This window comes from Pseudomonas sp. UW4, from assembly GCF_000316175.1.
Taxonomy (GTDB): Bacteria; Pseudomonadota; Gammaproteobacteria; order Pseudomonadales; family Pseudomonadaceae; genus Aquipseudomonas; species Aquipseudomonas laurylsulfatiphila.
Window position 1 is genome coordinate 4348717 of record NC_019670.1, and the last position, 22202, is coordinate 4370918.

22 protein-coding genes and 1 riboswitch are annotated in these 22202 nt (G+C 61.6%); of the genes, 5 read left to right on the forward strand and 17 right to left on the reverse strand.

The genetic code is table 11. The features are described 5' to 3' along the window. Positions 1-73: 73 nt before the first annotated feature. Positions 74-385: a cupin 2 barrel domain-containing protein gene (locus PPUTUW4_RS19075; RefSeq protein WP_015096148.1), complete on the reverse strand. Its 312-nt coding sequence runs from the start codon at positions 383-385 to the stop codon at positions 74-76. A gap of 207 nt (positions 386-592) precedes the next feature. Between PPUTUW4_RS19075 and PPUTUW4_RS19080 the strand changes: the two genes are divergently transcribed. Beyond that, positions 593-4063 (forward strand): PAS domain-containing hybrid sensor histidine kinase/response regulator, encoded by a 3471-nt coding sequence (locus tag PPUTUW4_RS19080; protein WP_015096149.1) that lies wholly within the window; start codon positions 593-595, stop codon positions 4061-4063. A gap of 125 nt (positions 4064-4188) precedes the next feature. Here the strand turns inward: PPUTUW4_RS19080 and rmuC are convergent, their stop codons facing one another. Both rmuC and PPUTUW4_RS19090 read right to left on the reverse strand, forming a co-directional pair. Continuing rightward, positions 4189-5553, reverse strand: a complete 1365-nt coding sequence (gene rmuC / locus PPUTUW4_RS19085; RefSeq protein ID WP_177325119.1) for a DNA recombination protein RmuC — start codon at positions 5551-5553, stop codon at positions 4189-4191. A gap of 175 nt (positions 5554-5728) precedes the next feature. After that, positions 5729-6052: a sel1 repeat family protein gene (locus PPUTUW4_RS19090; RefSeq protein ID WP_015096151.1), complete on the reverse strand. Its 324-nt coding sequence runs from the start codon at positions 6050-6052 to the stop codon at positions 5729-5731. 997 nt (positions 6053-7049) lie between these two features. Between PPUTUW4_RS19090 and PPUTUW4_RS19095 the strand changes: the two genes are divergently transcribed. The 3 genes from PPUTUW4_RS19095 (at position 7050) to PPUTUW4_RS19105 (ending at position 9452) form a co-directional block, all read left to right on the forward strand. Then, positions 7050-7274 (forward strand): hypothetical protein, encoded by a 225-nt coding sequence (locus PPUTUW4_RS19095; RefSeq protein ID WP_007898912.1) that lies wholly within the window; start codon positions 7050-7052, stop codon positions 7272-7274. 277 nt (positions 7275-7551) lie between these two features. Further along, a complete protein-coding gene (locus PPUTUW4_RS19100; RefSeq protein WP_007977587.1) occupies positions 7552-8034 on the forward strand; it encodes a hypothetical protein in 483 nt (160 codons plus the stop codon). Between the two features lie 146 nt (positions 8035-8180). Continuing rightward, on the forward strand, positions 8181-9452 hold the full coding sequence (locus PPUTUW4_RS19105) for an outer membrane protein transport protein (RefSeq protein WP_015096153.1): 1272 nt from the start codon (positions 8181-8183) through the stop codon (positions 9450-9452). 90 nt (positions 9453-9542) lie between these two features. Here the strand turns inward: PPUTUW4_RS19105 and PPUTUW4_RS19110 are convergent, their stop codons facing one another. From PPUTUW4_RS19110 to cobO, 14 genes are all read right to left on the reverse strand, one after another. Continuing rightward, positions 9543-10109 carry a glutathione peroxidase gene (locus tag PPUTUW4_RS19110; RefSeq protein WP_015096154.1) on the reverse strand — a complete coding sequence of 189 codons (567 nt, stop codon included), beginning with the start codon at positions 10107-10109 and terminating at the stop codon, positions 9543-9545. 51 nt (positions 10110-10160) lie between these two features. Beyond that, positions 10161-10286, reverse strand: coding sequence for a hypothetical protein (locus PPUTUW4_RS30510; RefSeq protein ID WP_015096155.1), 126 nt, complete (start codon positions 10284-10286; stop codon positions 10161-10163). Continuing rightward, positions 10283-11491 carry an MFS transporter gene (locus PPUTUW4_RS19115; protein ID WP_015096156.1) on the reverse strand — a complete coding sequence of 403 codons (1209 nt, stop codon included), beginning with the start codon at positions 11489-11491 and terminating at the stop codon, positions 10283-10285. The genes PPUTUW4_RS30510 and PPUTUW4_RS19115 overlap by 4 nt, the downstream gene beginning before the upstream one ends. Before the next feature lie 52 nt (positions 11492-11543). Then, positions 11544-11948: a MarR family transcriptional regulator gene (locus tag PPUTUW4_RS19120; protein WP_007984513.1), complete on the reverse strand. Its 405-nt coding sequence runs from the start codon at positions 11946-11948 to the stop codon at positions 11544-11546. Positions 11949-12121: 173 nt separating this feature from the next. Next, positions 12122-12853 carry an adenosylcobinamide-GDP ribazoletransferase gene (locus PPUTUW4_RS19125; protein ID WP_015096157.1) on the reverse strand — a complete coding sequence of 244 codons (732 nt, stop codon included), beginning with the start codon at positions 12851-12853 and terminating at the stop codon, positions 12122-12124. Positions 12854-12855: 2 nt separating this feature from the next. Continuing rightward, complete coding sequence (gene cobC, locus PPUTUW4_RS19130) at positions 12856-13431, reverse strand: alpha-ribazole phosphatase family protein (protein ID WP_015096158.1); 576 nt, start codon at positions 13429-13431, stop codon at positions 12856-12858. Next, a complete protein-coding gene (gene cobT / locus PPUTUW4_RS19135; protein WP_015096159.1) occupies positions 13428-14483 on the reverse strand; it encodes a nicotinate-nucleotide--dimethylbenzimidazole phosphoribosyltransferase in 1056 nt (351 codons plus the stop codon). The genes cobC and cobT overlap by 4 nt, the downstream gene beginning before the upstream one ends. Next, positions 14480-15001, reverse strand: coding sequence for a bifunctional adenosylcobinamide kinase/adenosylcobinamide-phosphate guanylyltransferase (gene cobU / locus PPUTUW4_RS19140; protein ID WP_015096160.1), 522 nt, complete (start codon positions 14999-15001; stop codon positions 14480-14482). Before cobU ends, cobT begins: the two co-directional genes overlap by 4 nt. Positions 15002-15151: 150 nt before the next feature. Continuing rightward, positions 15152-16603: a cobyric acid synthase gene (locus PPUTUW4_RS19145; protein ID WP_015096161.1), complete on the reverse strand. Its 1452-nt coding sequence runs from the start codon at positions 16601-16603 to the stop codon at positions 15152-15154. Beyond that, a complete protein-coding gene (gene cobD, locus PPUTUW4_RS19150) occupies positions 16600-17592 on the reverse strand; it encodes a threonine-phosphate decarboxylase CobD (protein ID WP_015096162.1) in 993 nt (330 codons plus the stop codon). Before cobD ends, PPUTUW4_RS19145 begins: the two co-directional genes overlap by 4 nt. Further along, complete coding sequence (gene cbiB / locus PPUTUW4_RS19155) at positions 17585-18493, reverse strand: adenosylcobinamide-phosphate synthase CbiB (protein ID WP_015096163.1); 909 nt, start codon at positions 18491-18493, stop codon at positions 17585-17587. Before cbiB ends, cobD begins: the two co-directional genes overlap by 8 nt. Further along, positions 18490-19140: a 5,6-dimethylbenzimidazole synthase gene (bluB, locus tag PPUTUW4_RS19160; RefSeq protein WP_015096164.1), complete on the reverse strand. Its 651-nt coding sequence runs from the start codon at positions 19138-19140 to the stop codon at positions 18490-18492. The genes cbiB and bluB overlap by 4 nt, the downstream gene beginning before the upstream one ends. Then, positions 19137-20537 carry a cobyrinate a,c-diamide synthase gene (locus PPUTUW4_RS19165; protein WP_015096165.1) on the reverse strand — a complete coding sequence of 467 codons (1401 nt, stop codon included), beginning with the start codon at positions 20535-20537 and terminating at the stop codon, positions 19137-19139. The genes bluB and PPUTUW4_RS19165 overlap by 4 nt, the downstream gene beginning before the upstream one ends. After that, on the reverse strand, positions 20534-21145 hold the full coding sequence (gene cobO, locus PPUTUW4_RS19170; protein WP_007984541.1) for a cob(I)yrinic acid a,c-diamide adenosyltransferase: 612 nt from the start codon (positions 21143-21145) through the stop codon (positions 20534-20536). The genes PPUTUW4_RS19165 and cobO overlap by 4 nt, the downstream gene beginning before the upstream one ends. Before the next feature lie 81 nt (positions 21146-21226). Beyond that, positions 21227-21460: riboswitch (cobalamin riboswitch) on the reverse strand. Positions 21461-21613: 153 nt separating this feature from the next. On the opposite strand from cobO, the gene PPUTUW4_RS19175 reads away from it, so the two are divergent. Beyond that, positions 21614-22198, forward strand: coding sequence for a hypothetical protein (locus PPUTUW4_RS19175; RefSeq protein ID WP_015096166.1), 585 nt, complete (start codon positions 21614-21616; stop codon positions 22196-22198). Positions 22199-22202: the final 4 nt, after the last annotated feature.

A 22202-nucleotide genomic window follows, 5' to 3' on the forward strand; every position in this document is an offset into this window, starting at 1 on the left:
CATGTTAGATCCGAATAGAATATCTATATAACGGGTAATATCTCTATATCTTATCGATATTACCTATATATGGTCAGACACTCCCCTCCGATTCGACCACCAATATCCGAGCCGGCCCTACCGGATGCGCCACATGCTCAGTACCGACCGAGGCATGAAAAATGTCACCGACTTCCAGCAACGCTTCCCGCTCCACCCCCTCTTCGCGATAAAGCATCCGCACCTGGCCATCGAGCACCACGAACACTTCCTCGCCGTCGTTGACGTGCCATTTGTAGGGTTGATCGGTCCAATGCAGCCGCGTGGTGATGCCGTTCATGCTGGCGATGTCCAGCGCGGCCCAGGCACGCTCGCCAGTGAAAGATTTGCTGCGGATGATCTTCATGGTCCGATCCTTCGAGTGAGCTGAGAAGAGGCCAAGGCTAACCCGGATACAAGTGCTGGTGGAATGTGGCAAGGCCAGTCCAGACACTGAAAATCAACCTGCGACACCCAGCCACGCCACGACCTTGGTCGACACTGACTAACGCTGGCGGTCGTGCGAGACTGTCTGTCCGGGCGAGAGGCCCGGGTGTCTTTGTCTGGAGTCCCCATGCCGCTGTCCACCGGGCTGATTGCCGTCGTCGCCCTGGCCTATATGGCCATCATGTTCGCCATCGCCTTCTATGGCGACCGTCGCAGCGCGCCCTTGCCGCCGCGTGTGCGTGCCTGGGTGTACAGCCTGTCGCTGGCGGTCTATTGCACCAGCTGGACGTTCTTCGGCGCCGTGGGTCAGGCCGCCGAACAGCTCTGGTCATTCCTGCCGATCTACCTCGGGCCGATCCTGTTGCTGGTCGGCGCGCCGTGGGTCCTGCAGAAAATGGTGATGATCAGCAAACAGGAGAACATCACCTCGATCGCCGACTTCATCGCCGCGCGCTATGGCAAATCCCAGTCGCTGGCGGTGGTGGTGGCACTGATTTGCCTGGTCGGCGTGCTGCCCTATATCGCGTTGCAGCTCAAAGGCATTGTGCTCGGTGTGAACCTGCTGATCGGTGCTGGCGCCGATGCCATGGGCACCCGGGCCCAGGACACGGCGCTGATCGTGTCGCTGGTGCTGGCGCTGTTCACCATCGTCTTCGGTACCCGCAACCTCGACGCCACGGAGCACCACCGGGGCATGGTGCTGGCCATTGCCTTCGAATCACTGGTCAAGCTGTTCGCGTTTCTTGCCGTCGGCGCGTTCGTGACCTACGGCCTGTACGACGGTTTCGACGACCTGTTCGACCAGGCCATGCTGGCGCCGCGTCTCGAACAGTACTGGAAGGAAACCATCAACTGGCCGTCGATGGTGGTGCAGACCGGTGTGGCGATGATGGCGATCATTTGCTTGCCGCGGCAGTTCCACGTGACCGTTGTCGAGAACATCGACCCCCAGGATCTGCGCCTGGCCAAGTGGGTATTCCCGGCCTACCTCGCCCTTGCTGCATTGTTTGTCGTGCCGATCGCCCTGGCCGGCCAGATGCTGCTGCCCAGTTCGGTGTTGCCGGACTCGTTCGTAATCAGCCTGCCCCTGGCACAGGCGCATCCGGCGCTGGCCCTGCTGGCGTTTATCGGTGGCGCATCGGCGGCCACCGGTATGGTGATCGTGGCCAGCGTGGCGCTGTCGACCATGGTATCCAATGACATGCTGTTGCCCTGGCTGCTGCGTCGCAACAACGCCGAGCGCCCGTTCGAAGTGTTCCGCCAGTGGATGTTGTCGGTGCGCCGCGTCAGCATCGTGGTCATTCTGTTGCTGGCCTACGTCAGTTACCGCCTGCTGGGCTCGACCGCCAGCCTGGCGACCATCGGCCAGATCGCCTTCGCTGCCGTGACCCAACTGGCCCCTGCCATGCTCGGTGCGCTGTACTGGAAACAGGCCAACCGCCGCGGCGTTTTCGCCGGCCTTGCCGCAGGCACCTTCCTGTGGTTCTACACCCTGATCCTGCCAATTGCCGCCCTCAGTCTCGGCCTTTCCTTGAGCACATTCCCGGGGCTGGCCTGGTTGCACAGCAATCCACTGAACCTGCCGATCACCCCGCTGACCCAAGGCGTGGTGCTGTCGCTGGCTGGCAACTTCACGCTGTTCGCCTGGGTCTCGGTGCTGTCGCGCACCCGGGTTTCCGAGCACTGGCAGGCGGGCCGCTTCATCGGCCAGGAAATCAGTGCCCGCCCCAGCGCACGCTCGATGCTGGCAGTGCACATCGACGACCTGCTGCAACTGGCGGCGCGCTTCGTTGGCGAAGAACGCGCCCGTCAGAGCTTCATCCGCTTTGCCTATCGCCAGGGCAAAGGCTTCAACCCGAGCCAGAACGCTGACGGGGAATGGATCGCCCATACCGAACGCCTGCTGGCCGGTGTACTCGGTGCCTCTTCGACCCGCGCGGTGGTCAAAGCCGCCATTGAAGGCCGGGAGATGCAACTGGAAGACGTCGTGCGCATCGCCGACGAAGCCTCGGAGGTGCTGCAATTCAACCGCGCCTTGCTGCAAGGCGCCATCGAGAACATCACCCAGGGCATCAGCGTGGTCGACCAGTCGCTGAAACTGGTGGCCTGGAACCGTCGCTACCTGGAGTTGTTCAACTACCCGGACGGCTTGATCAGTGTCGGTCGGCCGATCGCCGACATCATTCGCCACAATGCCGAGCGCGGCCTGTGCGGCCCCGGCGAAGCCGAAGTTCACGTCGCACGTCGCTTGCACTGGATGCGCCAGGGCCGCGCGCATACCTCCGAGCGCCTGTTCCCCAACGGCCGGGTCATCGAGTTGATCGGCAACCCGATGCCGGGCGGCGGCTTCGTCATGAGTTTCACCGACATCACCGCATTCCGCGAAGCCGAGCAGGCGCTGACCGAAGCCAACGAAGGCCTGGAGCAACGGGTCACCGAACGGACCCACGAACTGTCGCAGCTCAACGTCGCCCTGACCGAAGCCAAGGGCACCGCCGAGGCGGCCAACCAGTCCAAGACCCGCTTTCTCGCGGCCGTCAGCCATGACTTGATGCAACCGTTGAATGCGGCACGCCTGTTCTCCGCCGCCCTCTCCCATCAGCACGATGGACTCTCCGGCGAAGCGCAGAAACTGGTCGGACACCTGGACAGCTCGCTGCGCTCGGCCGAGGACCTGATCAGCGACCTGTTGGACATTTCCCGCCTGGAGAACGGCAAAATCAACCCGAATCGCCAGCCGTTCGCGCTCAACGAACTGTTCGACACCCTCGGTGCAGAGTTCAAGGTGCTGGCGCAGGAACAAGACCTGGAGTTCCGCGTTCGTGGCAGCACGCTGCGAGTCGACAGCGACATCAAACTGCTGCGGCGAATTTTGCAGAACTTCCTGACCAATGCGTTTCGCTACGGCAAAGGGCCGGTACTACTGGGCGTTCGCCGGCACAAGGAAGCATTGAGCCTGGAAGTCTGGGACCGCGGGCCGGGTATTCCGGAAGATAAACAACAGGTGATTTTCGAAGAGTTCAAGCGCCTCGACAGCCACCAGACACGGGCCGAAAAAGGCCTCGGCCTGGGGCTGGCGATTGCCGATGGGCTATGTCGCGTGCTCGGTCATACCTTGCGCGTGCGCTCCTGGCCGGGACGTGGCAGCGTGTTCAGCGTCAGCGTACCGCTGGCCCGGGCGCAAACCGCAGCGCCGGTCAAAGTCGCCGAACTCAATGGCAAATTGCTCAATGGCGCGCAGGTGCTGTGCATCGATAACGAGGACAGCATCCTGATCGGCATGAACAGTTTGCTCAGCCGCTGGGGTTGCCAGGTCTGGACCGCACGCAATCGCGAGGAATGCGCAACACTGCTGGGCGAAGGCATGCGCCCGCAATTGGCGCTGGTGGATTACCACCTCGATCATGGCGAAACCGGAACCGATCTGATGGCCTGGTTGCGCACGCAAATGGGCGAGCCGGTTCCTGGTGTGGTGATCAGCGCCGATGGCCGGCCGGAGACGGTCGACAAGGTGCATGCAGCAGGGCTGGATTACCTGGCCAAACCGGTGAAACCGGCGGCGTTGCGGGCGTTGTTGAGCCGGTATTTGCCGTTGTAACGCTCAAGAATTGACCTTTGCGATGGCGCGACTGCCGTCATCGCGAGCAAGCTCGCTCCCACAGGGTACGCGGTCAACTGTGGGAGCGAGCTTGCTCCGGGCGGCGTTCCGACGATGCTTTTCAGCTACTCCGGCAACTCGACCAACCCATCGACATCGGTCATCGCCCGCTCCAGCAAATCCGCCGGCAGGCTCTTGCTCGCCCGTGCCCCCAGCAGCTTGAGTTGCTCACTGCGACTGACCAGATTGCCACGCCCCTCTGTCAGCTTGTTGCGTGCCGAACTGTAGGCCTTGTCCAGTTGCTGCAGGCGATTGCCGACCTCGTCCAGATCCTGAATGAACAGCACGAACTTGTCGTACAGCCACCCGGCCCGCTCGGCGATTTCCCGGGCGTTCTGGCTCTGGCGTTCCTGTTTCCACAGGCTGTCGATGACACGCAGGGTCGCCAACAACGTGGTGGGGCTGACGATCACGATGTTGCGGTCGAATGCCTCCTGAAACAGCGTCGGCTCAGCCTGCAACGCAGCAGAAAACGCCGCCTCGATCGGCACGAAGAGCAACACGAAATCCAGGCTGTGCAAGCCATCGAGGCGCTTGTAATCCTTGCCGGCCAGGCCTTTGACGTGATTGCGCAATGAAAGCACGTGCTGCTTGATGGCGATCTGGCCGATGGCCTCGTCCTCAGCCGCCACGTATTGCTGATAGGCCGTCAGGCTGACCTTGGAGTCGACCACCACCTGCTTGTCGCCCGGCAGGTAAATGATCACGTCCGGCTGGAAGCGTTCGCCGTCCGGTCCCTTGAGATTGACCTGAGTCTGGTACTCGCGGCCCTTCTCCAGCCCCGCATGCTCAAGCACGCGCTCAAGGATCAGTTCACCCCAGTTGCCCTGGGTCTTCTGCCCTTTCAAGGCGCGGGTCAGGTTGGTGGCTTCGTCGCTCAAGCGCAAGTTCAGCTGTTGCAGGCGCTCCAGTTCCCTGGCCAGGGAGAAACGCTCACGGGCCTCGTTCTGATAGCTTTCCTCGACACGCTTTTCGAAGGACTGGATGCGCTCCTTGAGCGGATCGAGCAACTGCCCCAGGCGCTGCTGGCTGGTTTCGGCAAAACGCTGCTCGCGCTCATCGAAAATCTTCCCCGCCAGCTCGGCAAACTGCGCGCGCAATTCGTCCCGCGAACCTTGCAGGTCGGCAAGGCGTTGCTGATGGCTGTCCTGTTGCTCGCGCAATTCGGCGTTGAGCGACGCGGCCTGGGCATCCAGGCGGCGCAGTTCGGCTTCCTTGCCAGCGCGTTCGATATTCCACGCATGAGCGGCGTCCCGGGCGTCGTCGCGCTCGATCTGCAACAGTTCGACTTCACGACGCAGTGCAGCCAGATCAGCCAGTTTTACGGAGTTGGCCTGGGTCAGATCAGCGATTTCATCGCGGCTGGACTCCAGTTGTGCATTCAAGCCGTCCTGCGCCAGTTGAGCCATGGCCAGCCGTTCCTGCAGCAGTGCAACGTCTGCCTGCGTGGTGCTGGCCCGACGCTGAAGTTGCCAGGCCAATACCAGCAACGGCAACCCTGCCGCTGCCAGACCCAGCAATACGCTGGTCAAGTCCATTGCCATAGCCACTCCTGCCATTCGGGTAAAGCCTGAAGGTTAACCAAGGCGTCCGGTCTTGGACAGCTCAGTCTTCGATCAGCCCCAGTTCCTGTTGAGCGCGGCGATCGCCAGCCCGAGCGGCCTGACGCAACAGGTCCTGACCGATACGGCGATCCCGGGCATTCCCGCATTCGCGGCACATCAACTGGCCAAGGCGACTTTGCGCAGCTACCACGCCCTCACGGGCCGGTTGCTTGAGCAGACGTCCGGCAATGTGTTTGACGTTAGGGTTTTCGCCCAGGTGCGGACTGTCCAACAGCCACTCTGCCACGCGCATGGAAAAGCGCTTGGTAGGGGCAACAGAGGGTGGTGTGGAGGTAGAGGAAACAGGGGCTGAGCGAAACTTCATAAAGCACTGTGGGGCAGATCGGAAGGCGCGCAACTTTACTCTCTTTTTCTTACAGGTAAAGCTGAAAATGTCCCGGCACGCCCGTCCTAGAGCAAGCGCTCGGGACAATCCACAGAAGCTGTGGATAACTCAGTGGACAACCGTCCTTGAACCCGCTCAAAGCCCTGTGGAATGGGGTTCGCAGTCAAACTGACGATTTTTTCACCAGTAAAAAAAAGCGATGTTTTTCATTGACTTAAATTTTGGTTACAGGCAGCCATTGCGCTTGAACGTGAGATGACAGCGGGGTGACAGACTCTGCAACTAATGTGCACAAGTGCCTCTGCGACGGTTATATCAATGCACTTTTTCGGCGCGTTTTTTGGTCATGCCTGGGGATAAGCCCTGGCAAACCCGGTATTTAGACAGCTGCGTTGCTACCAACATCGATGACCGATGGTCGGATTCTGCTCTGCTACAGGGCGTATCAATTGGAGGCAGCGCCGCTTCATGCGCTTATCTACAAGGCAAAACAGCACCCGCAGGGAAATTCTTTTTGCTATCGCACTTCCCTTGGCCGGTTCAATCCGTTAGTATCCGCGGCGTTAGTACCAAGCTGAAAGTCAATTCTGGTCGAACAAATCCCCCCGGTCAGCCTTCCCGAAGGAAGCCTCCACCGAACAAGCGGGATCGACCACCTCGATGGTTTCCAGGTAAATCTTGCGCCGACACAACCTTTGAATCGAAAGCAAAGGGTGTTACTCCGCCTGCCTACTCTGCTCGAACCAACCTGCAAATTGATCAGGATCTTCACCCCGGGCCCAGAACCTTTGCCCTCGATGTGTTGCCTGCCCTCCTAAGTACCTACCTGCCAGCCCAAGCGCGCCAACTTATCAGCGCTTCAAACTGGCTGCTTTGTTCCAGTCGGGTTCTTCGTTCGATCAATGGTGATCGACGTTACTGGAACGTTTTAACGTTGCACGGTTCTTATCCGTGTCATTTGTAGGAACACCCAATAATGTCTACTCAAATCCACACTCAGGATGCCATTCGCACCCTAACCAACGCTTTTGCACCAATGAACTGCCTGATCATGGCCGCTCGCAAAGGCTGCTTCAGCTTCACCCTGGTCAACGAACACGGCATCGCTCGTCACAGCGAACGCCTGTACCCCGATCAATACTCCAGCGCCGAGCCGCTGCAGGCCGTGATCGAACGTACCCGTCAGGCCCTGGTTGCCTGAAACGCCAGAAAGGCTGAAAAACCCGAAAGCCCTGCCCGAAAAGCAGGGCTTTTTATTGCCCGATGTTTCCCTATCCTCGAACCACGACTAAGCACGATCCGATATAAGGGTTATAACTGGTCGCTGGAAATATTTTAAAAACAGTCCTTTACAGCGCGAATATGACACTACACTTCAACTCAAGCGGCTTGACCCGCTTGCGGCGAGCCTGAACCGATTCACAGCTGCCAAGCCCCCCCTTCAGGCATCGCCGTCCAATTCATGTTTCGAGGGTTTTATGGGTATCGCTGCCAGCGAACTGTGCCGCTATGTGATTCGTCCGACATTGATCTACCTCGGACGTCATAGCGCTACTGCCGAATCCCTGCTGCTGGGCATTGCCGCCAGCCAGTCAGCCCTTGGCTCCGCCCTGCATGACCGCCGTGGGCACGGCCTGTATCGCATCGCCGAGCCCCGCCACCAGGCCCTTTGGGACCATTACCTGGCCCTTGATCCGGAGCGTGCAAGCCTGGTCCGCGGCCTGGCCAGCCAACATGCGTTTCTGAGCGGGCCGCACCTCGAGTTGACCGTCAACCTGCGTTACGCCACAGCCATCGCCTGGCTGCTGGTGGAAGAACAGAATACCCCCCTCCCCTCCCCTGATGATCTGTTGGGCATGGCCAGGATCTGGCGCCAGACATTTCATCCCCAGGGCCGTCTGCGTGATTTCACCAGCGCCTGGCAAACCTGTGTTTCACCCCTGAATCAGGTAGCCTGCTGACACCTCTGGATCCAAACATCGCGAAACATGTGGTGATTTTGGTCTGATTGTCCTACAAAACCGCTCTAACTCAAGGCATACAGCCTATGGCGCCGGGACGAAAATGTTGGTAATTTTCGCCCCGCTGATCACCAGGAGTTCTAATAATGAAAAAAGTAATGCTCAAAACCACCATTAGTCTCGCCGTTGCCATGGCATCCACCCAGATTTTCGCAAGTGGCTTTGCCCTCAACGAACAAAGCATCAGCGGGATGGGGTCAGGTTTTGCCGGGCGATCTTCCTCTGCCGACGACGCATCCACCATTTTTGGCAACCCTGCCGGCATGTCTCGCCTCAAACGCGAACAAGTGACCGGCGGCGTTGCATTTATCGACGCACACACCGACATCAGTGATGCCAGCTCCAGTCCGAACAGCGGCACCAACAAGGGTGACATGGTCCCCTTCATGGGCGTGCCTATGGGCTATTACGTCAAGCCAATCGATGACCAGTGGGCCTTCGGTGTAGGCGTGTACGCACCATTCGGTCTGGTCACCGACTACGAAAACAACTTTGCCGGCCGCTACTTCGGCAGCAAGAGCGAAGTTAGAATCGTCACCCTGCAACCGACTGTCAGCTACGCCTTCAACGACAAGGTCTCCATTGGTTTCGGCCCGACCATCAACCGCATCGACGGCACCCTGGAATCGAACCTGTCGATCACCCAGTCCCAGCCAGATGGCAAGGTCAAGATCACAGGTGACGACACCGCGCTGGGCTACAACATCGGCCTGCTGGTTCAAGCCACCGACAGCACTCGCGTCGGCCTGACCTACCACTCGAAAGTGAAGTACAAGCTCGAAGGTGACACCAAGGTCAACTACGGCGTGCTGGGCCTGATCGGCCAGAACCCGAACCAGAAGTACGATGCCTCGCTGGACCTGACCACACCTGAATCGGTGGACTTCTCGGTCACTCACCAGCTCGACGACAAGTGGACTCTGTACGCAGGCAGTACCTGGACCCGCTGGAGCCGCCTGGAAGAAATCACCGTTGAAAACAAAGGTGTTCCAACCGTTCTGAATGGCCAGTTCGGTACCATCACCGAAGAACAGAACTGGCACGACACCTGGGCTCACGCCATCGGCGCGTCCTATCAGCTGAACAAGCAGTGGGTACTGCGTACCGGTCTGTCCATTGACCAGGCACCGACCAACAACGTTGACCGTTCCCCACGCATCCCAACGGGCGATCGCAAGATCTTCAGCGTGGGCGCTGGCTGGAGCCCGACCGACGACCTGACCATCGACCTGGCGTACTCGTACCTGCGCGAAGAGTCGGTCAAGATCGACAACAGCAACGACCGCAACCAACACTACAACGCCAAGTATGAAAACTACGCGAACGGTTTCGGTCTCGGTGCAACCTACCGCTTCTGATGATTCCCGGCGAGCCTGAACCGCTCGCCATCGGAATCAAAAAAAGCCCCGCTCTCTTTATAGAGGCGGGGCTTTTTCTGTGGGCGTCGATCAGGGGGTCGAAGCGAGCGGTGGCGAAGCCAGGGCTTTTTCTACCGCGGCGATGAACTCGGGATCATCCGGTTTGGTCAGGCTGGAGAAACTGGCGATCACCTTGCCCTGGCGATCGACCACATACTTGTAGAAATTCCACTTCGGCGCACTGGTTTGACGGGCGAGGACTTTGAACAAGTGCGTTGCGTCTTCGCCGCGAACCTTCTGTGGCTCAGTCATGGTGAAGGTCACGCCGTAGTTGGCATAGCAGACTTTCGCAGTCTCGGCGCTGTCTTTGGACTCCTGCTTGAAGTCGTTTGACGGCACGCCGAGTATTTCCAGCCCTTGCCCCTTGTAGCGCTGATTGAGTGCCTCAAGGCCCTCGAACTGCGGTGCGAAGCCGCAGAAACTGGCGGTATTGACCACCACCAGCGGCTTGTCGGCGTAACGCTGGCACAGGTCGATGGACTCCTTGGCCCGCAACTTCGGCAGCGAGCCCTGCAGCACCTCCGGACAGTCAGCGGCCCAAGCCGGCCCGGACAACGCCATCAGCAACGCGGGAACAGCACACCAGCGCTTGAGCATCTCGAGCCTCCTTGATAATTCGTCAAAAGCGACGTTACTCGCCCTCGCCGCTCACGAGCAAGCCCCCATGCCCAACTGCATCAGCGCCAGCCCGCCCTGATGCCAGCCCCACCACGACAACGCCAGCAACAAGGCGCAGATGGCGGCTACAGCGATCCGAGGCCAAAGACTGTTCATGTCGCACTCATCTGTGTTTGCAGACGCGCCACCGGCCGTTCACGCACCGGCCAGTTGAGGGCAGCGGCCAACAGGCTCAGGAGAATTGCCACTTGCCAGATCAAGTCATAACTCCCGGTTCGGTCATACACCACCCCGCCCAGCCAGCCGCCCAGGAACGAACCGAGCTGGTGAAACAGGAAAACTATCCCACCGAGCATGGACAGGTTTCGCACGCCGAACAAGGTCGCCACCGTACCGTTGGTCAATGGCACCGTCGACAGCCACAGGAAGCCCATGGCCATGCCGAACAGGTAGGCCGTGGTGGTGGTCACCGGTGCCCACAGAAACAACGCAATGACCACCGCCCGCAACAAGTACAGGCCGGTGAGCAAACGCGGCTTGGACATGCGCCCACCGAGCCACCCGGCGGTATAGGTGCCGAAAATGTTGAACAGGCCGATCAGCGCCAGCACCGTGGTGCCGACCGTGGCCGGTAGATGTTGATCCACCAGATAGGCGGGCAAGTGCACACCGATGAACACCACCTGGAATCCGCAGACAAAAAAGCCGAACGCCAGCAGCCAGAATCCGGAATGCGAGCAGGCTTCGCGCAGTGCTTCGCCAAGGGTTTGTTCATGGCCCAGGACGGGTAATGGCTTGTCCTTGAGCATGCTCACCAGCGGTACGATCAACGCCACCAGCAAGCCCAGCGCGAGCAAAGCCGCGGACCAGCCAAGCCATCCGATCAACCCGAGCGTGCCGGGCAACATCGCGAACTGGCCGAACGAGCCGGCAGCACTGGCGATCCCCATGCCCATGCTGCGCTTTTCCGGTGGTACTGCGCGGCCGACCACACCCAGAATCACCGAGAACGACGTGCCGGACAGACCGATACCGATCAGCAGGCCGGCGCTCAGGGACAGGGTCACTGCCGAGTCGGAGAGCCCCATGCAAATCAGCCCGGCTGCGTAAAGGACGCCACCGATCAACACCACTTTCGCCGCACCGAAGCGGTCGGCCAGCGCGCCGGTGAATGGCTGGGCGAGGCCCCAGATCAGGTTCTGCAAGGCGATGGCGAAGGCAAAGACTTCACGACCCCAGCCGAACTCGGCACTCATCGGCGCCAGAAACAGCCCGAAGCCATGTCGAACCCCCAGAGACAACGCGAGGATCAGCGCACTCCCCAACAGAACCCAACCGCACGTACGCCACATTGATGTCATTGTTGTTCTCCGGTAGCGGGTATATACCCGCTTATGCTCGGAAAAACCGGCGTCACGCCAGTTCGTCCAGCAGCTTCAATAAGATTTCGCGCTTCTCGGCCCCCAGGCGATCGATCAAGCGCTGTTGTGCGGCTTCCCAGGCCGGCAAGGCAGCCTTGAGACGCTCCGCCCCGGCCTCGGTCAGCAGGACGATGCGGTTGCGCATGTCTTCGCCTTCGACCAGTGTCACCAGGCCCTCCCCCTCCAGCACCCGCAAATTGCGCCCCAAGGTGCTGCGATCCAGGCCCATGGCCTCGGCCAGGGTTGAAATGCTCGGCTGATCCAGACGCTGCAGATTGCACAGCAAAGAATACTGCGCAACGTTGATCCCGAAGCCGTCGAGAGCGCCGTCGTAATGCCTGCTGACGCCACGGGCGGCGCGACGCAGGTTGATGCATAAACATTGGGAATCGAGCATGGTGCGTGTATATACCCGCGAGTCGGTTAAATCAAGTGGCATGGGTTTTGACCGGTGAATGGACGGCGTCCTGTACATCGCCATCGCGAGCAGGCTCGCTCCCACATTGGAATGCGATCAACTGTGGGAGCGAGCCTGCTCGCGATGAGGCCGGAACATTCAATACACCCCCATCAGAACAGCGCCAAGCCTACCAGCACTGCAACTTCCAGCAACTCCAGCATTGCGCCCGCCGTGTCCCCCGTCGTGCCACCCAGACGCCGCAGCATCACCAGCCGCAACCAGACAAACCCGAGAACCGCCAACACCACCGCCAGCACACCACTCAAACCGGCAATCAGCACACAGGCCAGTGCACTGACCGCCAACACCTGCCTGCCCGCCGAGCGCGGAAGATGATCGGCCAATGCCTGCCCCAGGCCACCGGCACGCACATAGGGTGTGGTCAGGAACAAGCCGAGCAAGGCGCTGCGACCGATCAACGGCACGATGATCAATGCCAGCGAATCCGGTTGCCCGATCAACGCCAGCAGCGCAGTGAACTTGAGCAACAACACCAGCACCAGCGTCACCACGGCGATCGGCCCGCTGCGCGGGTCTTTCATGATGGTCAGCGTACGCTCACGGTCGCCAAAACCACCGAGCCAGGCGTCGGCGCTATCCGCCAGTCCATCGAGATGCAACCCGCCGCTGAGCAGTACCCAAACGCTCAGCAATAACGCCGCGTGCAACAACGCCGGCGTACCCTGCAACAGCCAGCTCACTGCCCACAGAATCACGCCAAAGAGCAATCCCACCAGCGGATAAAACAGCAGTGACCGCCCCAGTTCCCCAGGCTCAGGCATGCCGGGCAGGCGAATCGGCAGGCTGCTGAGAAATTGCAGGGCGATCCAGAATGGCAACATGGTCAAAGCACTTCCTTCAACAAACCATCGGACTCCATCGTCAGCGAAAACAGTGCGCCATGCCCGACCTCAACGTTGAGCAGCTGCTCTCGCGGCAGCCCGCGAGCTTGTGCCAGCAACAGGCGCATCACCCCGCCGTGGCTGATCAGCAGAATGCGCTCACCGGCACAGGTCGCGTGCAAACGCTCCAGCGCTGCCAATACCCGTGTCGAAAAGCCTGCAACCGGCTCACCCTGAGGCGGCGTGAACGAGTAAGGATCGGCCCAGAACAAGCCGAGCGCCTGCGCGTCGGTTTCCATCAACGCCGCCGCGCTCTGCCCTTCCCAGGCACCGAAATGCAACTCTTGCAGGTCTTTATCCAACTGCACCGGTACACCCAGTTGTGCACCGAGTTCCTCGGAAAACCGCGCACAACGCTGCAACGGCGAACTGACCAACCGGTCCCATGGCCCCTGCCCGACCACGGCGGCGCGCATCTGCGCCCATCCCGTGTCGGTCAAGGCATCATCGATGCTGCCGCGCAGGCCACCGCCGAATTCGGTTTCACCGTGACGCAACAGATCCACGCGCAGGGTCATGCCGGACGATCTGCCACGGCGGCTTCGGCGAAGGTCGCCATTTGCCCGTGCAGGTCGCACGCCAGACGCAACAGCGGCACAGCCAATGCCGCGCCACTGCCTTCACCGAGCCGCAGACCAAGATCAAGCAAGGGTTGCGCATCCAGGGTTTCCAGCACATGACGGTGCCCCGGCTCGGCGCCGCGATGACCGAACAACAGCCACTGACGGCATTCAGGATTCAAGCGCACCGCGACCAGCGCAGCGACACTGCAGATGAAGCCGTCCACCAGCACCGCGACACCTTCTTGAGCACAGGCGAGATAGGCACCGACCAGCGCGGCAATCTCGAAGCCACCGAGGTTGAACAGGGTCTGCAAGGCATCGCCACGCTGCGGGCCATGCAATGCCAGGGCGCGCTCGATCACCCGGGCTTTGTGGCTGACACCTTCGGCGTTGAGCCCGGTGCCAGGCCCGGTCAAATGGCCCACCGGGCAATCGAGCAAGGCACAGGCCAGGGCGCTGGCGGCGGTGGTGTTGCCAATGCCCATTTCGCCACCGATGAACAACTGCGCGCCGCTGGCAATCGCCCGTTGCACGCTGTCACGGCCAGCCTGTAGAGCGAGTTGTCCCTGGGCTGCGGTCATGGCCGGCCCCTGTACAAAATTCGCCGTGCCCGGGCCGACGTTCAGGTGACGCACACCGGGCAGGTTCAGCGACGACGTCACCGTGCCAAGGTCAACCACCTCAAGGGAAGCGCCCAGTTGTCGCGCCAGTACGCTGATCGCCGCACCACCGCTGACGAAGTTGAGCAGCATCTGCCCGGTGACTTCCTGGGGATAGGCCGACACGCCCTCGGCGACCACGCCATGGTCGCCGGCAAATATCGCGATCCACACCTGTTCCAGACTCGGCTTGACCCGCCCCTGCAAGCCTGCCAGTTGCACCGCCACCGATTCCAGCTGACCGAGGGAGCCGGCCGGCTTGGTCAGTTGCTGTTGCCGCGCCTGGGCCTGTTCGAGCGCTTGGGTATCGACCGGCCTGCACGGGTTCAGCCACCAGGATTGAGTCATAACGCAGTTCCTTTCAGAGTCAGGGGCAGGCCGGCGACGGTCAGGACGACACGCTGACAGCGCTCAGCCAGAGCTTGATGCAGCCAACCGGCTTCATCGACATAGCGGCGAGTCAATTCACCCAGCGGCACAACACCCATTCCGGTCTCGTTGCTGACAAAAATGATTTCACCCGGCAACGCTGCCAGGCAGTCCAGCAGGGCATCACGCTCGGCTTGCAAGCGCCCGGCATCGTCGAGCATCAGCAGGTTGGTCAGCCATAGGGTCAGGCAATCCACCAGCAGACAGTGGTCGGCACGGGCGCTTTCACGCAGTACCCGGGCCAGTTCCAGCGGTTCTTCAATCAGTGCCCATTCGGCAGGACGACGGGCGCGGTGATGAGCCACCCGCTCGCTCATTTCGCCATCCAGTGGCTGGCTGGTGGCGATGTAGGTCACGGTCAGGGCGCTGTCGATGGCGAGTTTTTCAGCCAGGCGACTCTTGCCGGAGCGGGCGCCGCCGAGGATCAGTTGGAGCATGGTTGTTTTCCTTGAAATTTTCGCTGAGGCGACTGGCCTCATCGCGGGCAAGCCCGCTCCTACAAGGTTATTGGGCGTTCCCGGGATTTGTGTCTAGTTGCAATCCCCTGTGGGAGCTGGCTTGCCCGCGATGAGGCCAGCACAGACGCCTCAAATTCCACAGAGCTGCCGCAACAGCCCGGTATCCAGATGCTTCTCCACCAGATCCGCCAGCCGCTCGATATCGCGCTCGCGCAAGGCGTGGTAATCCACGGCCTGCACCTCCTGCAAACCGGCCCAGCGCAACAGCGCACTGCACGCCGCCGGCGACTCGAACAGCCCGTGCAAGTAGGTGCCGACAATCTGTCCGTCTGCACTTTGCGCACCATCGCAGCGTCCGTCATCCAGATGCACGGCGGCATTTTCCAGAGCCGGTCCGGTGGTCACGCCGGCATGGATTTCATAGCCTGATACCGGCGCATCTTCCAGCGCCAGGCGACCGCAGACATTGCGCAGCTGTTTCTCTTGTTCGAGCCGGGTCTGGAACGCCAGCAGCCCCAAACCGGCACTGGAACCCGGCGCGCCCTCGAGGCCCAGCGGGTCATGCACCTGCTCACCGAGCATCTGCAGGCCACCACAGATCCCCAGCAGTTTCCCGCCGTAACGCAGATGCCGGGCAATCGCGTTTTCCCAGCCGTTGGCCCGCAGGTACGCGAGGTCGCTGCGGACACTTTTCGAACCAGGAAGAATGATCAGGTCGGCAGGTGGAACCACCTGGCCGGGCCCGATGAATTGCAGGTCCACTTGCGGATGCAGGCGCAGCGGATCGAAATCGGTGTGATTGCTGATGCGCGGCAGCACCGGCACCACGACTTTCAGCACCCGTTCGGCTTTATCGGTCTGGCGTTGATCGATGCCGTCTTCGGCCTCCAGGTGCAGGTCCATCACGTACGGCAGCACGCCCATCACCGGTTTGCCGGTGCGTTCTTCAAGCCAGTCGAGACCGGGTTGCAGCAACGCGATGTCACCGCGAAAACGATTGATGATGAAGCCTTTGACCCGCGCCTGTTCGCTCGGCGACAGCAGTTCGAGGGTACCCACCAGATGGGCGAAAACCCCGCCGCGATTGATATCGGCAATCAGCAACACCGGGCAATCCACCGCTTCGGCGAAGCCCATGTTGGCGATGTCGCCGGCGCGCAAATTGATTTCCGCCGGCGAGCCTGCGCCTTCGACCATCACCAGCGGATACGCCGCGCTCAAGCGCTCGTGGGAGGCCAGTACCGCTTGCATGGCGATGCTTTTGTAGTCGTGATAGGCGACGGCGTTCATGGTCGTGACGGCGCGGCCATGGATGATCACCTGGGCACCGGTATCACTGTTGGGCTTGAGCAAGACCGGATTCATGTCGGTGTGCGGTGCGAGGTGCGCGGCCTGGGCCTGAACCGCCTGGGCACGGCCAATCTCGCCGCCGTCGGCGGTCACCGCACTGTTGAGTGCCATGTTCTGCGGCTTGAACGGCACCACCCTGACGCCCTGACGCGTGGCCCAACGGCACAACGCAGTCACCAGCGTGCTTTTACCGGCATCCGACGTGGTGCCCTGCACCATCAGCGTGGTCATTGGTTTTCCTTGGCGAAATCTTCGAAGGCCTGAGCCAGTCGCACCCAAGCGGCTTCGTCACCGGGCAGGCCGAATCGCAGGCTGCTGTTGTGCGTGAACAACCGCAGGAGAATACCGCGCCGGGCCATGAATTCATGCAGTGCTTCGGCGCGCTCGGTGACCAGCCACTGGAACAGCGCACAGCCGCCCTGGGGCTCGAAGCCGTGTTGCTGCAGCAACGACGCCAGGCGCTCGCTGGCCTCTTCGGTGCGCACCCGTTGCCGCGTTTGCCCCTGCGTATCGCGCAGGCAGGCCTGTCCCACAACCCGGGTTGCCCCGCTCACGGCCCAGGGCCCCACTTGTTCTGCCAGCAACTTGAGCAACTTGCGCTCGGCCAGCACAAACCCCAGGCGCACACCGGCCAGGCCGAAAAACTTGCCGAAGGAGCGCAAGACGATCAGCCCGACCTGATGGGCAAACGGCGCCAGGCTCAGTTGCGGCGTGTTATCCATGAACGCTTCGTCCACCACTAGCCAGCCGCCGCGCTGGGCCAGTCGCGTGTGCCAGTCGAGCAGGCGACTGGGGGTGAGGCTCAGGCCCGTGGGGTTATTCGGATTGACCACCACCAGCACGTCGAAACTGTCGATGAAGAAGTCGACTTCCTGCTCCAGTACTTCCCGCACGATGTAGCCGTTGCGACGCCAGGCTTCGGCGTGCTCGGCGTAACACGGCGACAACACACCCACCTTGCCTGCCCGCCGCAATCGCGGCAGCAGCTGGATCGCCATTTGCGAACCGGCCACCGGCAATGCCTGCAAGGTGCCGTAGTAATCACAGGCGGCCTGTTCCAGACCATCGTCCGCCTCCGGCAAACGGGCCCAGGCCCGCAGCGGAATATCCGGCACCGGGAACGGCCAGGGCGCAAGGCCCGTCGACAGGTCCAGCCAGTCGGCTTCATCTATGCCGTATTCGAGCGCCGCCTTGCGCAATCGTCCACCGTGCTCAAGCATAAAATTCGGCCCCCAGGCAGAGAATCAGCAGCCATAACCATACCCCGCGCTGGACCAGTTGCCAGCCCCGATCAATGGAGTCGGCGTCCGCCGGCACGCCTTCGCCCAGTTGCGGACGCTGGTGCAGTTCGCCGTGATAAATCGCCGCGCCACCCAACTCGACGCCAAGGGCCCCTGCCCCTGCCGCCATCACCGGGCCGGCGTTCGGGCTGTCCCAGGTCGGGCCCTGGGCGCGCCAGCATTTCAACGCCAGCCGGGTTTTGCCCAGCAGCGCGTAAGTCAGTGCCACCAGACGCGCTGGAATGTAATTGAGCACGTCATCGATCTTCGCCGCCGCCCAGCCGAACCGTTCGAAGCGCTCATTGCGATAGCCCCACATCGCATCCAGCGTATTGCTCAGGCGATAGAGCACCACGCCCGGCGCACCGGCCACGGCAAACCAGAACAACGCGGCAAACACCGCGTCGCTACCGTTTTCCAGCACCGACTCGGTGGCGGCACGGGCGACTTCGGTTTTATCCAGGTCACTGGTTTTACGGCTGACCAGATAACTCACACGCTTGCGTGCTTCATCAAGATCATCGCCGCGCAAGGCCTTGGCCACCGGCGTGACGTGTTCACCGAGGCTGCGCATGCCGAGGGCGCAATAGAGCGCGAGAATCTCGACGATCCAGCCAACGTAAGGCGCCCAGGAGAATGCCGTGACCAGCAGCACCAGCGGCAGCACGGCGATCACCCACGCGGTGACGCCATGGCTGCGCCAGCCGCGACCGCCGCCGTTGAAACGTTGTTCGATGCGATCGGCAAAACGGCCGAACGCCACCAGCGGATGCCAGCGTTTGGGTTCACCCAGCAGCGCATCCAGCGCAACCGCGGCGACACTCAACAACGCCACACTCATTGACTCACTCCCCAATAATTTTCATACAGCAATTCATGCAGCGCACGCGCCTGCGCCCAGCCTTCGAGCACCAGCATCGGCGCCGGGTAGAACGCCTTTACCGGCCCCAGGCACAACACCGCCAGCGGTTTGGCTCCCGGCGGCAGCCTCAGCAGGTCCGCCAGTGCCTGGGGTTCGAACAGCGACACCCAGCCCATGCCCAGCCCTTCGGCGCGAGACGCGAGCCACAGGTTCTGGATGGCACAGGACAGCGAGGCCATGTCCATTTCCGGCAAGGTGCGACGGCCGAAGATATGCTGCTCGCGGTCGTCCATCAGTGCGGCGACCAGTACCTCGGCGCAATCGTTGATGCCTTCCACCTTGAGCTTCATGAACTCGTCGCTGCGCTCGCCGAGGGCTTCGGCGGTGCGCACGCGCTCCTCTTCCACCAGGGCCTGGATTTGCCCGCGCAAGGCGCGATCACTGATGCGGATGAAGCGCCAGGGCTGCATCAGGCCGACGCTTGGTGCCTGATGCGCAGCCTCGAGCAGGCGCTGGAGCAACTCGGGCTCGACGGTGCCGCCGCTGAAGTGGCGCATGTCGCGGCGCTCGGCGATGGCGCGATAGACCGCTGCGCGTTCGGCTTCAGAAAATGTGTTGTTCGTCATGGCCTCTTCGCGAGCAGGCTCGCTCCCACAGAGGATTGCGTTTCTTCAGGCAACTCACCATCAAATGTGGGAGCGAGCCTGCTCGCGAAGGCCGTCCCACGGTCCGGCGCAAACAGCGCGGCAATCGCCGAGGGGTTCGACGGAAAATAAAAGTGCACGTAAGAGGCGGTCATCCGCCCCTCGCGATAAACCGCTTCCGCGCCGCGCCCGCCGTTAGGGCTCACGCCTCGGGCAATCGGCGCCAATTCAGTGCTGGTCAGCGAATGGTGATAGGTGTGCCCGCGCAGCGAACCTTCGGGCAGTTCCACCGCTTGCAACGCCAGCGCCGCCAGACGCTTTTGCATGACCGCATCACCGGCCAGCAAGCCCGCAAGTTCAGCGCGAGTACCCTCGACATCGGTCAGGGAGTCGAGCAGGTAAAGCATGCCGCCACACTCGGCGAGCAAGGGTTTGCCCGCCTGGTGGTGGGCGCGGATCGCCTCTAGCATCTCAGTGTTTTGCGCCAGCGCAACATGGTGCAGTTCCGGGTAACCGCCCGGCAGATACAGGCTGTCCGCCTCCGGCAATTGGCGGTCGCGGATCGGCGAGAAGAACGACAACTCGGCACCCATCGCCCGCAGCAAATCCAGGCTCGCACCGTAGGTGAACGCAAAGGCTTCATCACGGGCCACCGCAATGCGCACACCGGCCAGCAGCGGTTCGGCGACGATGACATCGGGGGCGGCGAACTCGACTGCCGGTGGCAGCGCGACCTCGCAACTGCTGGCCAGGGCATCGGCTGCCGCATCGAGGCGCAGGTCGAGATCATTCAGTTCACTGGCTTGAACCAGCCCCAGGTGTCGGCTCGGCAGTTCAATCCCGGTTTCCCGGGACAGCGCGCCGTACCAGCGCAACCCTTCAGTCAGGCTGCCCTCGAGCAGTTGCGCGTGGCGCAGCGTGCCGACGCGGTTGGCCAGCACGCCGGCGAACGGCAAGTCCGGCTGATAACGCGCCAGCCCCAGGGCCAGTGCGCCGAAGGTCTGGGCCATGGCGGTGCCGTCGATCACACCCAGCACCGGCACACCGAAATGCCGCGCCAGATCGGCGCTCGACGGCGTACCGTCGAACAGCCCCATGACGCCTTCGATCAGGATCAGGTCGGCGTCAGCAGCCGCTTCCCACAGCAACCGGCGACTCTCCTGCTCGCCGACCATCCACATGTCCAGTTGATACACCGGCGCACCGCTGGCGCGTTCGAGGATCATCGGATCGAGAAAGTCGGGGCCGCACTTGAACACGCGAACTTTGCGCCCCTGATTGCGATGCAAGCGGGCCAGCGCCGCAGTAACGGTGGTCTTGCCCTGGCCGGAGGCCGGCGCGGCAATCAGAACCGCCGGGCAATGACGAGGCTGGTTCACAGCTCGACGCCTTTCTGCGCTTTGATCCCGGCCTGAAAGGCGTGTTTGATCATGCCCATTTCGGTGACCGTGTCGGCCATCTCGATCATTTCCGGCTTGGCGGCACGCCCGGTGACCACCACGTGTTGCATCGGCGGCCGTGCCTGCAAGTCGCTGAGCACCTGATCGAGATCGAGGTAGCCGTGCTTGAGGGCGATGTTCAGCTCATCGAGCACCACCAGGCCGATGGACGGATCGCGCAGCAGTTCCCGGGACACCGCCCACGCCGCTTCGGCGGCAGCGATGTCGCGCTGACGGTCCTGGGTTTCCCAGGTAAACCCTTCGCCCATCACATGAAAACGCACCTGCTCGGGAAAGCGCCGGAAGAACAACTCTTCGCCGGTACTGTTGCGGCCCTTGATGAACTGCACCACGCCGCATTGCATGCCGTGCCCCATGGCGCGGGCGAGCATGCCGAAAGCCGAACTGCTCTTGCCCTTGCCGTTGCCGGTCAGCACCAGCAACAGACCACACTCGTTCGGGGAATTGGCGATGCGCTCGTCGATCACGGCTTTTTTGCGCTGCATGCGCGCCAGGTGGCGTTCGTCACGATCGGGGGTATCAGTCATGGGGGAGCTCTCCGTTGAGGCAGGAATAACGGCGGGCAGGCACAGCAATAGAAGGCAACAAGCCTGGCATCGCCCACCGTGATGCCGCTGGATGAATCAGGCCGGTCTCCGGGCTCATGAGTGGCGCAAAGCCAGACTGTGCGCCTTCCCGCATCGAATCGACACAGTGGCATCAGACACAGTTTTCACTCATTTACCGTTGCGGGGGCAGCGCCGGAATTGCGGTTCCTCGACCAACAGAAGAACTCGCTCACCGGCTTCCCTGTTTCACTCTGTCGACCCAAGTCACAGAGCACCTGAAACAAGCCGCGAAGGTTAGAGGGTTGGGGGTGGAGCGTCAATTAAAGCCGGGAGGCCAGCTGCCGAATAACTGTCGTCAATCAAAAAACTGACGTCAATCTTGTGCCTCGCTCTCAGCAGTGATATCAAAGAGCCACAACCTCACAACACAATAACAAGGGTGAGCCCATGCAAGGCATGATCATCAGCAATCCAAAGCTGGAATTCCTGCGCCCTGTGCTCGAGCGCTGGTTCGAATGCATCGACCGCTACAACGCCGTCCGCGGTGATGGCGACACACCCTACTGGCACGACGAAAAAGCCAATCTCGGACTGCTGTCGGCCGCCGCCTGGATGGCCGAGATGGTCACACTGCAACAGACACCCACCCGCAAGCAGACCGAAGAAGGCGAACGCAACAGCCGCGCCGACCTGTTCCTCGCCTCGCCCGAAACCCGCGCCTACATCCAGACCAGCCAGCGCTGGCCACGGGTCAACAGCCTCAATCTGAGCCAGGCCCTGCTCGACATCGCCAGCGATGCGAAGCGCCTGAGCCACGCCAGCGACCTGAAACTCGGCTGCCTGTTCGTCGCCCCGCAAAAAGCCCAGCAAGGCGCGACACCGGAAGAACTCCAGGACATGGTCGACGACCTGCAAAAGGAACACACCTGCGCAGTCGCCTGGTATTTCCCGTATGCCTACCGCAAGTTGCGCAATGAAGCCGGCAACTATCACCCCGGCATTGCGGTGCTGTTCAAGGAAGCACGTGGCTAGGGGT